15 protein-coding genes are annotated in these 12,333 nt (G+C 63.6%); 8 read left to right on the top strand and 7 right to left on the bottom strand.

Features of this window, described 5'->3' with window-relative positions:
• Positions 1-20: 20 nt before the first annotated feature.
• Genes AC1RNP_RS06325 through AC1RNP_RS06345 form a run of 5 tightly spaced genes read right to left on the bottom strand, consistent with a single transcriptional unit; the run spans position 21 to position 3,554 of the window.
• Entirely contained in the window at positions 21-674 is a 654-nt protein-coding gene (locus AC1RNP_RS06325; RefSeq protein ID WP_493050414.1) for a YggN family protein, read from the bottom strand.
• Positions 675-717: 43 nt separating this feature from the next.
• Complete coding sequence (locus AC1RNP_RS06330; RefSeq protein WP_493050415.1) at positions 718-1,746, bottom strand: ABC transporter permease; 1,029 nt, start codon at positions 1,744-1,746, stop codon at positions 718-720.
• On the bottom strand, positions 1,743-2,657 hold the full coding sequence (locus tag AC1RNP_RS06335) for an ABC transporter ATP-binding protein (RefSeq protein ID WP_493050416.1): 915 nt from the start codon (positions 2,655-2,657) through the stop codon (positions 1,743-1,745). The genes AC1RNP_RS06330 and AC1RNP_RS06335 overlap by 4 nt, the downstream gene beginning before the upstream one ends.
• A complete protein-coding gene (locus tag AC1RNP_RS06340; protein WP_493050417.1) occupies positions 2,654-3,037 on the bottom strand; it encodes a GntR family transcriptional regulator in 384 nt (127 codons plus the stop codon). Before AC1RNP_RS06340 ends, AC1RNP_RS06335 begins: the two co-directional genes overlap by 4 nt.
• A gap of 4 nt (positions 3,038-3,041) precedes the next feature.
• A complete protein-coding gene (locus AC1RNP_RS06345) occupies positions 3,042-3,554 on the bottom strand; it encodes a hypothetical protein (protein WP_493050418.1) in 513 nt (170 codons plus the stop codon).
• 140 nt (positions 3,555-3,694) lie between these two features.
• Here AC1RNP_RS06345 and AC1RNP_RS06350 point away from each other — a divergent pair, with 140 nt between their 5' ends.
• From AC1RNP_RS06350 to AC1RNP_RS06385, 8 genes are all read left to right on the top strand, one after another.
• Positions 3,695-4,261 carry a glutathione peroxidase gene (locus tag AC1RNP_RS06350; RefSeq protein ID WP_493050419.1) on the top strand — a complete coding sequence of 189 codons (567 nt, stop codon included), beginning with the start codon at positions 3,695-3,697 and terminating at the stop codon, positions 4,259-4,261.
• 156 nt (positions 4,262-4,417) lie between these two features.
• Positions 4,418-5,353, top strand: a complete 936-nt coding sequence (locus AC1RNP_RS06355) for an FKBP-type peptidyl-prolyl cis-trans isomerase N-terminal domain-containing protein (RefSeq protein WP_493050420.1) — start codon at positions 4,418-4,420, stop codon at positions 5,351-5,353.
• A 69-nt stretch (positions 5,354-5,422) separates the two neighbouring features.
• Entirely contained in the window at positions 5,423-6,268 is an 846-nt protein-coding gene (gene bamJ, locus AC1RNP_RS06360; protein WP_493050421.1) for a BamJ family beta-barrel-assembly machinery protein, read from the top strand.
• Between the two features lie 38 nt (positions 6,269-6,306).
• On the top strand, positions 6,307-7,653 hold the full coding sequence (locus tag AC1RNP_RS06365) for a UDP-glucose dehydrogenase family protein (protein WP_493050422.1): 1,347 nt from the start codon (positions 6,307-6,309) through the stop codon (positions 7,651-7,653).
• Between the two features lie 4 nt (positions 7,654-7,657).
• Positions 7,658-7,873, top strand: a complete 216-nt coding sequence (locus AC1RNP_RS06370) for a SlyX family protein (RefSeq protein ID WP_493050423.1) — start codon at positions 7,658-7,660, stop codon at positions 7,871-7,873.
• A 57-nt stretch (positions 7,874-7,930) separates the two neighbouring features.
• The gene (locus AC1RNP_RS06375; protein WP_493050424.1) at positions 7,931-8,572 is read left to right on the top strand and encodes a DUF2058 domain-containing protein; all 642 of its coding nucleotides are present in this window, start codon (positions 7,931-7,933) and stop codon (positions 8,570-8,572) included.
• Between the two features lie 417 nt (positions 8,573-8,989).
• Positions 8,990-9,856: a hypothetical protein gene (locus AC1RNP_RS06380; RefSeq protein WP_493050425.1), complete on the top strand. Its 867-nt coding sequence runs from the start codon at positions 8,990-8,992 to the stop codon at positions 9,854-9,856.
• 83 nt (positions 9,857-9,939) lie between these two features.
• Positions 9,940-10,743 (top strand): right-handed parallel beta-helix repeat-containing protein, encoded by an 804-nt coding sequence (locus tag AC1RNP_RS06385; protein ID WP_493050426.1) that lies wholly within the window; start codon positions 9,940-9,942, stop codon positions 10,741-10,743.
• A gap of 46 nt (positions 10,744-10,789) precedes the next feature.
• On the opposite strand, the gene AC1RNP_RS06390 is transcribed toward AC1RNP_RS06385, so the two are convergent.
• Complete coding sequence (locus tag AC1RNP_RS06390; protein ID WP_493050427.1) at positions 10,790-11,479, bottom strand: hypothetical protein; 690 nt, start codon at positions 11,477-11,479, stop codon at positions 10,790-10,792.
• A gap of 20 nt (positions 11,480-11,499) precedes the next feature.
• Positions 11,500-12,318: an alpha/beta fold hydrolase gene (locus AC1RNP_RS06395; RefSeq protein WP_493050428.1), complete on the bottom strand. Its 819-nt coding sequence runs from the start codon at positions 12,316-12,318 to the stop codon at positions 11,500-11,502.
• Positions 12,319-12,333: the final 15 nt, after the last annotated feature.

Consider the following 12,333-nt stretch of genomic DNA (forward strand, 5'->3'; position numbering starts at 1 on the left):
CCGCCCTTCACGGCCGCTAATCAGGTCGAACTGTTTGAAGTGTCCGTGGCGTCTTTCTTGCAATCGTCGATGTCGGAGACGCTCATCGTCGCGTAGGGCTTGAACGCCGGTACGGCGGCGGCCAGCTTCGTCTGCGCTTCCAGCAAGCCCGGCAGGTGGTCGCACAATGCCAGCGCCTCGGCCTTCAGCTTCTCGACATGCGGCGCGATCTTCGCTTCGATCTGCTGGGCGTCGCCGTTGAAGACGCCCTTGAGCGCTTCTCCAGCCGCCTTCAGGCCGATATCGGCGCCTTGTACGCCGACATCCATCCCGCTTTGTGCGACAGCCAGCAGCCGGGTCCGGTATGTCTCCAGCAACGCATGCTGCTGCTCGTTGACATCGACTTTGGCGCCGCCGATCAGCAGATCGCCCTGGGGTGTGATTTCCGCCTTCGGCAGATTCTTCTCGCCGTCACCGATCGACAGGTTTTCCTGCCCCAGTTTCTCGCGGGCCTCGGCGATTTCGGCGCGAGCGTCGTTCATGCCGACCCGGGCCTGATCGATGCCGGCCTTGGCTTCGTCCATGGCCTGCTTGACGATCGAATCATTGGCGTTTTGCGGCGCCTGCCCGCAGGCGGTGAGCGCAAGCGCGCAGGCCAGGGGCAGGGTGGAAAGCAGGGATCGTGCAGCGTTCATGCTCGGGATTCCTGTTCGAGATCGAATGGGGAGGCTGGTGGTTTCAGTCGGCCAGTTCGCGGTGCCGGCGCAGCCAGATCGCGGCGTAGATCATGGCGGCGCCGATCGCCGCGCCGATCCACAGGTCGAGCGTGCCGAGCACCTGCCAGGTGCCGCTGAAATCGATGGCGTTGGCCAGATCGGTCGGTCCGTTGAGACGCTGCGGGCTGGCCTCATGGTTGAGATACCAGGTGCCCGGGGCGATGCTCAGCAGGCCGCGCAGCACCAGCGTGTACCAGACCGATCCATACGGAATCGCGAGACCGGTGACGCCCCCCATCCAGCTGATCAGGATGGCGCCGAGGAAAGGCAGCAGCACCGCCCAGAGGAAGGGCTTGCTGCGCGCCCAGGCTGAGCACAGCATCAGCCAGCCGACCGTCGGCAGCGCCCAGAGCACATAGATCGGAATTGTCGACAGCACATACGCGATGACGCGGAAGGGATGCGAGCGCGAGAAAACGGCCTCCGCGCCCGGGATGCCATTCACGAGCATCATCCCGGCCGTGATCAGCCACAGCATGATGCCGACGATCAGTCCGATGACGACGGCCAGGGCCGGCGCCAGCAGCAATGCCCAGGCCGCCTTCGACAGCACGGTTTCGGCATCCGACACCGGCAGCGACTTCCAGAACAGCACGCTGCGGTCTTTGCGCTCGTCGTAGAGCGAACCCAGCGCGTAGAAGAACACGACGAAGACGAGTACCGAGGTCGTGATGCCGGTGCCGACCAGCAGCGCGATGTCGCCCGCGAAGCCGACCGCGTGCCTCACCGCTTCCACGCCGCCGGCGCCGTTGAAGCTCAGATCGTTGACCCGCATGTTGCGGCCGTCGAACATCAGCGAACCGGCGATCGCGCCGAACAGCGAGAACAGGATGGCGATGGCGCCGGTCACCAGCGGTGCCCACAGGAAGCCGCCGCGGTGTTCCCAGAACTCGCGCTTGAGCAGCAGCAGGAACCGTTGCGACGCGGAGATGGATGGACCCTTGCTGCGGAAGGCGGATGTGGAATCCTGTGATTCGACGATCGCGTTCATGCGTAGGTACCTTTCATCAGGGCGACGAACAGATCGGCCAGGCCGGGGGGGCGGGTTTCGCCGAGCGCGGCAAGTTGCGAGGTTCCGGCGGATTGCGCGCCGCCGAACAGCCGGCCGTCATAGAGCATGACCACCTTGCCGAAGGGCAGGGCGCGCTCGTCGATCGGCTTGAGCGCGCGCGCGGCGTCCACGCGGTCGGCGCTGACCAGCACTTCCGTGTAACGCTCGCTCACCTCGTCCATGGCCGCATCCAGCACGATCTTGCCGTTGCGGATGAACATCACGTCGGTGAGGATGTGCTCGACCTCCTCGACCTGATGCGTGGTGATGATGATGGTCTTCTGCTCGTCGAAATAGTCTTCCAGCAGGCGCTGGTAGAACTGCTTGCGATAGAGGATGTCGAGGCCCAGCGTGGGTTCGTCGAGCACCAGCAGGCGCGCATCGATGGCCATCACCAGCGCCAGGTGCAGCTGCACGATCATGCCCTTCGACAGTTCGCGCACGCGCTGGGTCTTCTTGAGCTTGGTGTTGGCGAGGAAGCGCTCGCACTTCTCGCGATCGAAGCGCGGGTGTATGCCGGCGACGAAGTCGATGGCCTGGCCGACGCGGATCCAGCGCGGCAGCACCGCGACGTCGGCGATGAAGCAGACATCGTTCATCAGCTCGTCGCGCTGCGTCCGTGGGTCGCGGCCGAGCACCTTCAGGTGACCCTCGAACGGAGTGAGCCCGAGGATCGCCTTCAGCGCGGTGGTCTTGCCGGCGCCGTTGGGGCCGATGAGGCCGACGATCCTGCCGGGTGCGATCTCGAAACTGGTATCGTCGAGGGCGACCGTGGCCTTGTAGGCCTTGCGGAGTGCGCGGGCGCTGACGACGGAGTCTTGCCCGGCATCGTGGGAGGTGACGGCGTTCATGCGCCTTCTCCCTGCTTCGGTGCCTGCGCACCGGGCTTGAGCAGATCCTCCATCGACAGCCCGAGGCGCTGGATACGCTCCATCACCAGTGGCCACTCTTCCTTGAGGAAGCGTTCGCGCTCGTTGGAGAGCAGCTTCCTTGATGCTTCTTCGGTCACGTACATGCCGAGCCCTCTGCGTTTTTCGACAAGCGCCTCGTCGGCAAGCTCCTGGTAGGCGCGCGAGACTGTGATCGGATTGAGTTGGTATTCGGCGGCGACCTGCCGCACCGAGGGCAAGGCGTCGCCGGGTTTGAGCACCCCGTCGAGCATCATCGCCACCACGCGTTCCTTGAGCTGGCGATAGATGGGGGCGCCATCACTCCATTGGATTCCCGTCATCTGCTCAGCTCCCGCTGCGACGCAGCCCGCGTGCGAATGAAAAATAGGGGACGGCGAAGGCGTTGCGCAGCCGGTGCGACTTGGCTTTGCGTGACCGGGTGGGCTCGACCACCGGTTCGACCGCGGCACTGATCTGACTCGCGTGCAGGGTGGCACTCAGCGCGGCATCGGTGGTGACTTCGGTGGTCAGTGCCAGCGCGGCGGCGACGATCTCGCCGACATCGGCGCCGGCATTGGCCTTGGCTTCGAGCTTGGCCGCCAGTGCGTTCGCCTTGGCCTCGATCCGGGCTTCCAGTGCCTTGGCGTGCGCATCGGCGATGGCGGCGCGGGCGTTGGCCACGGCGGCTTTCGCATCCGCTTCGATGCGCCGGGCTTCCGCCTGGGCGGCCGAGGCAGCGGCGAGCGTCGGAGCGATCTCAGGTGTCGTCGCGACGGGGCGGCTGATCAGGACCCCTCCGGCCAGGAGCAGCCCGACGATGGAGAGAGCCAGCAGGGAGTTGTGCAGTTTGCGGTGCATGGCGGGCGTCCTTCCTGGGTGATCGGTGTTGTATCTAACTATAACACCAAAACACGGGGCGTCAACAGAATTCACTGCCGCGAACACCCAACTAAAGTCATACTCATGGCCAGCGCTTGCACGGATTCAGGAATGTTCAAATGAAATCAAAGGCTTATGCATCCTTTCTGCTGCTCCTGCTCTGTGGGGTGGCTGTAGCGGCGACGGGCGGCCTGCTGGACCGCAGCTACCGGCCGCTGGCGGGAAAGCAGCCGGTCGATCTGGCCAAGACCTATGGCGGCGACGTGCTGCTGATCGTCAACACCGCCAGCAAGTGCGGATTCACGCCGCAGTTCGAGGCGCTGGAAGGCCTGCATGCCAAATACAAGGCGCAGGGATTCGCCGTGCTTGGATTCCCGTCCGGCGATTTCAAGGCGCAGGAATTCGACGACGAGAAGAAGATCCAGGAGTTCTGCACGCTGACCTACGGCGTGAAGTTCCCGATGTTCCAGAAAGTGCACGTGGTCGGGCCGGAGGCCACACCGCTGTACAAGGACCTGAAAGCCGCCACCGGCGCAGAACCGAAGTGGAACTTTCACAAGTACGTGATCGGACGCGATGGCAAGGTGGCCGCCAATTTTGGTAGCAAGGTCAAGCCGGATGCCCCCGAAGTCGTGGCCGCGATCGAACAGGCGTTGAAGGCGCCGCGCCCCTCCGCGGGCCGCTGAGCTTCATTGCCCGGGCCTGGCCTGTTCGCAGGTCTGTTCATGCAGGTTTGCCCCTGCGCGCGGCGCCCGCGACAATAGCCGACCTCGCCCAGGCGGCGGGAGCGCGGATTCGGCCGCGCTCGCTCCACTGCAATCCCACTCACGGAGAGTTACAGGATGAAGTCTTTACTGCGCGGCATCGCCGTGCTGTCGATGGTCGCGGTCGCGCAGTTGGCGGCCGTGATTCCCGTCTTGGCGCAGGACAAGCCCGCGCTGGTCAGCGAACGCGACAAGGTCAGCTACACGATCGGCATGGATGTGGGGCGTTCGTTCCAGCCCGCCGCCCAGGACATCGATCTGGCCGCACTCGAGCGCTCGATCCGCAACAGCCTCGATGGCGGCAAGCCGCTGCTCGAGGAAGCCGAGGCCATGACGATCGGCAAGACGCTGATGATGCGCATCGCCGCGCGCAACGGTCAGCCGCTGCCGGGCGTGGCGCCGGGAACGCCGCCGCCGGAAGTCGCCAAGGACAAGGCCGGATTGTTCCTGGGCATCGAAGTGGGCCGCTCGCTGCAGCCGCTGAAGGACCAGATCGATCTGCCGACGCTGATGCAGGCCGTGCGCACGCGTTTCGCCGATGGCAAGTCGCTGCTGACCGATGCCGAGATGGATGCGGTGCGCAAATCGCTGGGCGAGCGCATGCAGGCCGAGACCGCCAAGGTCGGCGAGAAGAATGACGCCGCTGGCCGCGAATTCCTCGCCAAGAACAAGACCGTCAAGGGCGTCTTCACCACGCCTTCCGGCCTGCAGTACATGGTGCTGCGCCAGGGGGCCGGCAAACGTCCGCTGCCGAGCGACCGCGTGCGCGTCAACTACGAGGGTACGCTGCTCGACGGCACGGTGTTCGACAGTTCCTACAAGCGTGGCGAGCCGGCCGAGTTCGGCCTGAACCAGGTCATCGCGGGCTGGACCGAAGGCGTCTCGATGATGCCGGTCGGCGCGAAATACCGGTTCTGGATCCCGGGCAACCTCGCTTACGGCGAAAAGGGCGGCCCTGGCATCGGCGCGAACTCCACCCTCGTCTTCGATGTCGAATTGCTCGATATCCTCTGATTTTCCACCCACCGGCCCGCAGATCGCCGGTCTTCGTCCGCTTTCACATATCCCAGGAGTTACCCAACGATGACATCCCACTTCCGTACCGCCGCCACCGGGCTGCTGGCCGCCTCGCTGGTGTTCGGCTTCGCCGCCTGCAAGAAGATCGAGGACGGCGCCAAACCTGAAGACAAGTCGGCCGAGAAGGGTGCCGACAAGGCCGGCGCGGACGACATCGCCAAGAGCAGCGGCCTGAAGACCACGAAGGAACAGGCGAGCTACATGATCGGCATGGAGATGGGCAAGTCGCTGAAGCAGATCAAGGACGAGATCGATTTCAACACTCTGACCAAGGCGCTGAAGACGACCCTCGACGGCGGCAAGCCGCTGCTGACCGACGAGCAGGCGCAGAAGGTCGGGCAGACCTTCGCCCAGGAAATGCAGGCCAAGCAGTTGGCCAAGATGGAAGAGGACAAGAAGAAGAACGCCGCCGAGGGCGAGAAGTTCTTCGCCGAGAACGGCAAGAAGGCGGGCGTGCAGACGACGGCCTCCGGCCTGCAGTACCAGGTGCTGACCGAAGGCAAGGGCCCGAAGCCGACCGTCACCGACACGGTGCGCGTGCATTACAAGGGCGAACTGCTCGACGGCAAGGTGTTCGACAGCTCCTACGATCGCGGCGAGCCCGCTATCTTCCCGCTCAGCCAGGTCGCGCCGGGCTGGGCCGAGGGCGTGCAGCTGATGCCGGTGGGCAGCAAGTACAAGCTGTTCATTCCGAGCAAGCTTGGCTATGGCGAGCAGGGCACGCCGGGCGGCCCGATTCCGCCGAACGCGACGCTGGTGTTCGAAGTGGAGCTTCTGGAAATCATGAAGCCCGACGCTGGCAAGCCGGGAGCCCCTGCCGCCGCGCCGGCCGCACCCGCCGCGAAGAAGTAAGCGAAACGGAACCTATTGGTTGCATACGGAGTAGTTGAATGCGGGTAGCGATTTTTGGAACGGGTTATGTCGGCCTGGTCACGGGAACGTGCCTGGCCGAGGTTGGGCATGACGTCGTGTGCGTGGATATCGACCAAGCGAAGGTCGATGGCCTCAACAACGGCGTGATCCCGATCTACGAGCCCGGTCTCGAGCCGATGGTGAAGGCCAACCACGCGGCCGGCCGCCTGCACTTCACCACGGACGCGGCGCAAGCCGTCGCCCACGGCGATGTCATCTTCATCGCCGTGGGCACGCCGCCGGACGAGGACGGCAGCGCCGACCTGCAGTACGTGCTGGCGGTGGCCAGGACCGTCGGCGAGCACCTCGACCGTCCGGCAGTGATCGTCGACAAATCGACGGTCCCCGTCGGCACCGCGGACAAGGTGCGTGCGGCGATCGCCGGCGCGCTCGCCGCCCGCAACGTCGAGATCGCCTTCGATGTCGTCTCCAACCCCGAGTTCCTGAAGGAAGGCGCCGCGGTCGAGGATTGCATGCGTCCCGACCGCATCGTCATCGGTTCCGACAATCCCAGGGCGGTGGAGCGGCTGCGTCGTCTGTACGCACCGTTCAACCGTAACCACGACCGCATCGTGGTGATGGACGTGCGTTCGGCCGAGCTGACCAAGTACGCGGCCAACGCCATGCTGGCGACCAAGATCAGCTTCATGAACGAGATCGCCAACATCGCCGAGAAAGTCGGCGCCGATGTCGAGATGGTGCGTCAGGGCATCGGTTCCGATCCGCGCATCGGCTGGCATTTCATCTATCCCGGCGCCGGTTACGGCGGTTCCTGCTTTCCGAAGGATGTGCAGGCGCTGGCGCGCACCGCGCAGCAGCACGGCCATGCGCCGACGCTGCTCAACGCGGTCGAGGCGGTGAACGATCACCAGAAGGGCCATCTGTTCGAGCTGATGCAGCGCCACTACGGCGGCAACGAAGCGCTGCGTGGCAAGACCATCGCGGTGTGGGGACTCGCGTTCAAGCCCAACACCGACGACATGCGTGAAGCGTCCAGCCGACGCCTGTTGCAGCAACTCTGGGAGGCCGGCGTCAAGGCGCAGGCCTACGATCCCGAGGCGATGGAGGAAACCCGGCGCATCTTTGGCGAGCGCGGCGATCTGGTGTTGTGCAGCAGCGCCGACGAAGCGCTGCGCGATGCCGACGCCCTGGTCGTCGTCACCGAATGGAAACAGTTCCGCAGCCCCGATTTCGCCCGCCTGAAGGCGCGTCTGCGTGATGGGGTGATCTTCGACGGGCGTAACCTGTACGAACCCGGCGAAGTCGAGAACGCGGGACTCGCGTACTACGGCATCGGGCGCGGACGCTCGCTCCAGGCGGCCTGATCCGATGGCGGACGAGTTCGAACAGCGGCTGGTGGAGCTGGAGACGCGACTGGCGTTCCAGGATCAGACCTTGGCCGAACTGAACGACGCCCTGGCCGAGATGCGGCGGGAAGTGGCGCGGCAGACCGATCTGCTGCGCCGCGCGCTCGAGGAGCTGAAACAGACCCGCGGCGCGCTCTATGCCGACCCGGCCGACGAACCGCCACCGCCTCACTACTGAACGCCCGCACGAGCCGACGACTTCCGTTTCGTCGCGCTTGCGGCAGAATATTTATCCATGAGCGACAGCCTGCGCGACCAGCTGCTCGGCCTCGGTTTCAAACCGACGCCGAAACCAGATCCCAAGAAGCATGATCCCAAACCTCCACGCCGTGATGGCGCGAAGCCCGGCAAGCCACGCCCGAACGAAGTGCGTGGCGGCAACAAGCCGGGGCAGGGCGCGCGCCAGCAGCCGTCGCAGAACAAGCCACATCACGGCAAGCCACGCAGGCAGGAAGACATCGACCTCGCCAAGGCCTACGCGATCCGTGCGCAGAAGGAAAAGGACGAGCGCATCGAAGCCGAGCGCCTGAAGCAGGAGGAAGCGCGTCAGCGCCGCGAGGCGCGCGCGAAGCTTGCGGAACTGCTCGAAGGCAAGGCGCTCAACGACGCGAACGCGGACATCGCCCGCCATTTCAATTATGGCGGCAAGATCAAGCGCATCTACGTCAACGCCGATCAGCTCAAGGCGCTCAATGCCGGCGAGCTCGGCGTGGTGCAGCTCAACGGGCGCTATCTGCTGGTGGATGTGCAGATGCTGGCGCAGGCCGAGGCGCTGTTCGCGCCGTCCGTCGCGCTCAAGGTGGATCCAAACGCGCCATCGGAAGATGATCCGTATGCGGATCCCCAGTACCAAGTCCCTGATGACTTGGTCTGGTAGCGCGAAACTCCCGTCCAGATCTGGCGCGTTTTCCCACGTCCCTCTTTGGTCGCCGAGGCGTTGCTCCGCTTCGGCGTCGCCGACACGCTCGAACATCAACCAGCGTCTCGTTGTGCGCGAGCCGTAGCTGGGGGGCGATAAGCGCTTTACTTTTCCTGATTTCGAGTGAAACGGAATCGCGACAAGTAACGGTTTCGCCTCGTGATTTCGTGCGCCGTCGACGCCTCCCGTCTTAGCCCCTGAGACATCGTCCAAGTACGATTGTCTTGCCGAAAAGGCCGTTGGGGAAATCTCGATACGAAGACTGGTCACTGCATGTCCGGCATGCGGATGCAGAGGCTTTTCGCCACGGATCACCGACTATCGACATCGATTCAGCCCGGCCGGGGATCGGCAAACCAACCATCGGAGATCAGGATGCAACGCATGAAGAATGTCGTTTTGCGCGCCATCGCTTTCGCCGTGGCCTCGTGTGCCTGTCAACAGGTCGCGGCCCAGTGCACGACCATTTCCGCGCTTCCGTACACGATCAGTGCGGCGGGGCAGTACTGTCTGGCGGCCGATCTGACCACGTCGGCCAGCACCGGTATTTCCATCGGCACCAGCAATGTGGAGGTCGATTGCGGAGGTCATTCAGTGACGAAGAATGCGGGGAGTGTGTTGTCCTCCCAAGGCATCACCACGAACTACGTGAACAATCTTTCGGGAATCACGGTCAAGAACTGCAAAGTGCAGGGCTTCGATACCGCGATCCGGGTGAAGGCGACCAACATCGAGATTGCCAACAACCGGCTGAATCAGCCGAAGAATCACGGCATCTATGCCAGCGGCAACAATGTCCGGATTACCGGCAACAAGCTCCTGGATGCGTTCAGCGATGCCGGCAACAACTTCCAGCAGAACATCACCGTGGACGGGCTGAGCTGGTCCTCGACGGCGCAAGTGGTCAGGATCCTCGACAACACCATTGTCGGTTCGCACGGCAACCCGGACATCATCGCGATCGCTGTCGATGGTGACGATATCGAAGTCTCCGGGAACAAGATTCTCGATCTGCGGCCGAGCGCAGGCGGTGAAGCGTTGACTATTCTCGGTGGCGTCACCCAGGCGAAGATGTCGCGTAATGCCATCATGGCGCGTGTTCCCAATGTGGTCGCGCCGCTGATGCGTCCCGACCTGTGCGAAGACAACGTGCATGTCGGACTTGTGACCAACCTCGGCCAGGATGGCGTGGCGGGTATCGCCCGTTGCACCACGGCGGTCGATAACTACGAAAAACCGTAACGCGGATCGCGTATCTGGAAATTCCGCACGCCAAGGATGGCATGAGGTCATTTTTATCACTGCTGCCATCAATTGGGGGATTCATGCGTACTGCTCTAGCTGCGTTTCTAATCTTGTTGGGTCTGATATCCAGTGCGGATGTCAACGCGTGCGATACCGTTGTTGCCGACGACACCTATCAGATCGTCGATTCCGGCTCCTACTGTCTGGCTGCGGATCGCGTCGTCCCGATCTCCATCATCGGCGGCGACGTCGAGCTGGACTGCCAGGGGTATGCAATCGCTGATGATTCCGGCACGCAATTTGCCGGCGTCTATATCGATACTGTGGCAGGCGTGACGGTTCGGAATTGCCAGATCAGCAACTTTCAGATCGGCATCTATCTGCGCTCAGGCGACCACAGCCAGCTGGTCAACAACGCGATCTCGAAGGCACGGAGCGCGGCGATCTCGGTCTATGCCCGTGATGCCAGGTTGATCGGGAACAGGATCATCAACTACGACAACCCTTATGCCGCCTGGCAGGAGAACATCCAGCTCTATCTGGCGGATCGGGCCGTGGTGATGAACAATGTCATCGCCGGTTCGCACGGTTCTTCGGTTGTCGGGTTGCTGCTCGACGGGTCTGCCGATGTGCAGGTCGTCGGAAATCAGTTCCTGGATTTCACGACCTCCGATCCTTATCGCAATGCCGCCGTCGAGGTGCGTCACTCCGAACGCCCCAAGTTCATCCACAACACGATGATGATGCGCGCGGCCGATGCGCAGGGGTTAACCGGGATCACGTCCGATGTCGAAGCGAGCTGTATCGCGAACCTCGCCGTCGGCGTTTCCCATTCCGGTTTCGATGATTGCCTGGTCGCGGAGCGCAATACCGAAGCACCGTAAGCGGTATGTCCAGGAGCGTGCGGGCGCGAGCCCGCCGCTCCAGCCGTCAGAACAGACCCTCGATTGGCGTTTCCAGCAGTTCTGCAGTCTCGTGTGCCAATTGCCGCAGGCGCGAGACTCCAAGATCCCGGATCAGGCTATGGCTGTGGTGCGGCACTTCGGAATCGATGATGTCGTGCGGCGCGATGTTCTTGTCGTGGACGCCGGGAATGAATTCGATGCCGGCGGCTGCGTAGCAGTGCTGCACCATCGCCGAGCAGAACACGGCGCCATCTTTTTCCAACAAGTTCTTGCGTCGGCGCAGGCGGCGGCTGTACATCGCCATGACAGTTCCCGCCAGTTCGCTGATCGAATAGCTCGGCAGGCCCGCCAGCAGTTCTAGGGCCGCGGTTTGCACCTTCAACACCTGGCCGGGGTCGAGGCCGAAGTCGAGCACGGCGACGTTCGGGAATTTCTCCGAGTCGAAGTAGCGGTCGAGGCGATTCTCCTGCACGCCGACGCGGATCTGCCGATAGCGGAAATCCAGGTCTGATTCGATCACCCACCAGCGCCCGTCGACACGGCGTTCATTGAAGACGAAGACATGCGACCACTGGCTACGATGACCATCGGCGGTGAGCGGCGCCTGCGCCTTGCGGATCATCTTGCTGGTCAAGTCGCTGCCGGCGCACAGGCCGATGCGGCCGGGGGCGGCGTGCTTTTCGAGGAAAGCGGCGTTGCCGGTTTGCGATTCCATGCGCGGACCTCAGCGAGGGCTCATGCCGCGACGGCCATGCTCGAAGTCCGCATGGCCGAGATCATTTCGTTCACGAGAGCGGCGCTGCGTTCTGGGCTTTCCATCGGGAACAGATGACTGCCCTCGATCCACGCCAGCCGATCGCCGACCAGACGCCTGGTCGCGCGCAGGCCGGTCTGGCGCATTTCGCGCGAGCGGGTGCCGGCGATGAAGGACACCGGAATCGTCAGCTGCGAAGCCGCCGCGACCACGCTGCTACTTGGGATGCTGCGATAGATCTGGTATTCGACGTTCCGATCGAATAGGAGTTCGCGGCCCTCGTTCGTGGCGACGGTGCCCAGCTCCGCGTAATCGCGCAACACGCGCGAATCCCACGCTGCGAAACCGGGTTTGACAGCGTAATGCGCATGGACGGCGTCGACATCGGGCCAGTGCGTGCGGCGTTGCAGCGTCTGATTGAGCGGGATGAAGTGCCGATCGAGCCCGCTCCAGCGGCCGATCTTGAGCAGGCGCGCACTGAAGCCGGCGATTAGCGGAGAATCCAGCAGCACGATGCCGGATACCTTCTCGCCAAGCTTGCGCGCTGCGAGCAGGCTCAGGTACCCGCCAAGCGAATGGCCGACCAGCCACAGACGGCCACCTTGCGTCTCAACCGTCTGCACGTGTTCGCACAGCTGATCGACCAGACGCGGCCAGCCCCGGCTGACGGGGTAGTGCGGATCGTGGCCGTAACGATCGATGGCGGAGATCTCGAATTCCGGCGCCCACGCCTCGAACAACCGGCGATAGATCGGTGCCGGGAAGCCATTGGCGTGGGAGAAGACGATGTGGTCCTTCATCGTGCGGAAACCTGC

This window comes from Luteimonas sp. GW821-FHT14E02 (assembly GCF_058803905.1).

What these genes read in the sequence shown, in the direction of transcription:
- AC1RNP_RS06325 (WP_493050414.1), bottom strand. Translation starts at nt 674, where the DNA reads ATGAACGCTGCACGATCCCTGCTTTCCACCCTGCCCCTGGCCTGCGCG.
- AC1RNP_RS06330 (WP_493050415.1), bottom strand. Translation starts at nt 1,746, where the DNA reads ATGAACGCGATCGTCGAATCACAGGATTCCACATCCGCCTTCCGCAGC.
- AC1RNP_RS06335 (WP_493050416.1), bottom strand. Translation starts at nt 2,657, where the DNA reads ATGAACGCCGTCACCTCCCACGATGCCGGGCAAGACTCCGTCGTCAGC.
- AC1RNP_RS06340 (WP_493050417.1), bottom strand. Translation starts at nt 3,037, where the DNA reads ATGACGGGAATCCAATGGAGTGATGGCGCCCCCATCTATCGCCAGCTC.
- AC1RNP_RS06345 (WP_493050418.1), bottom strand. Translation starts at nt 3,554, where the DNA reads ATGCACCGCAAACTGCACAACTCCCTGCTGGCTCTCTCCATCGTCGGG.
- AC1RNP_RS06350 (WP_493050419.1), top strand. Translation starts at nt 3,695, where the DNA reads ATGAAATCAAAGGCTTATGCATCCTTTCTGCTGCTCCTGCTCTGTGGG.
- AC1RNP_RS06355 (WP_493050420.1), top strand. Translation starts at nt 4,418, where the DNA reads ATGAAGTCTTTACTGCGCGGCATCGCCGTGCTGTCGATGGTCGCGGTC.
- bamJ (WP_493050421.1), top strand. Translation starts at nt 5,423, where the DNA reads ATGACATCCCACTTCCGTACCGCCGCCACCGGGCTGCTGGCCGCCTCG.
- AC1RNP_RS06365 (WP_493050422.1), top strand. Translation starts at nt 6,307, where the DNA reads ATGCGGGTAGCGATTTTTGGAACGGGTTATGTCGGCCTGGTCACGGGA.
- AC1RNP_RS06370 (WP_493050423.1), top strand. Translation starts at nt 7,658, where the DNA reads ATGGCGGACGAGTTCGAACAGCGGCTGGTGGAGCTGGAGACGCGACTG.
- AC1RNP_RS06375 (WP_493050424.1), top strand. Translation starts at nt 7,931, where the DNA reads ATGAGCGACAGCCTGCGCGACCAGCTGCTCGGCCTCGGTTTCAAACCG.
- AC1RNP_RS06380 (WP_493050425.1), top strand. Translation starts at nt 8,990, where the DNA reads ATGCAACGCATGAAGAATGTCGTTTTGCGCGCCATCGCTTTCGCCGTG.
- AC1RNP_RS06385 (WP_493050426.1), top strand. Translation starts at nt 9,940, where the DNA reads ATGCGTACTGCTCTAGCTGCGTTTCTAATCTTGTTGGGTCTGATATCC.
- AC1RNP_RS06390 (WP_493050427.1), bottom strand. Translation starts at nt 11,479, where the DNA reads ATGGAATCGCAAACCGGCAACGCCGCTTTCCTCGAAAAGCACGCCGCC.
- AC1RNP_RS06395 (WP_493050428.1), bottom strand. Translation starts at nt 12,318, where the DNA reads ATGAAGGACCACATCGTCTTCTCCCACGCCAATGGCTTCCCGGCACCG.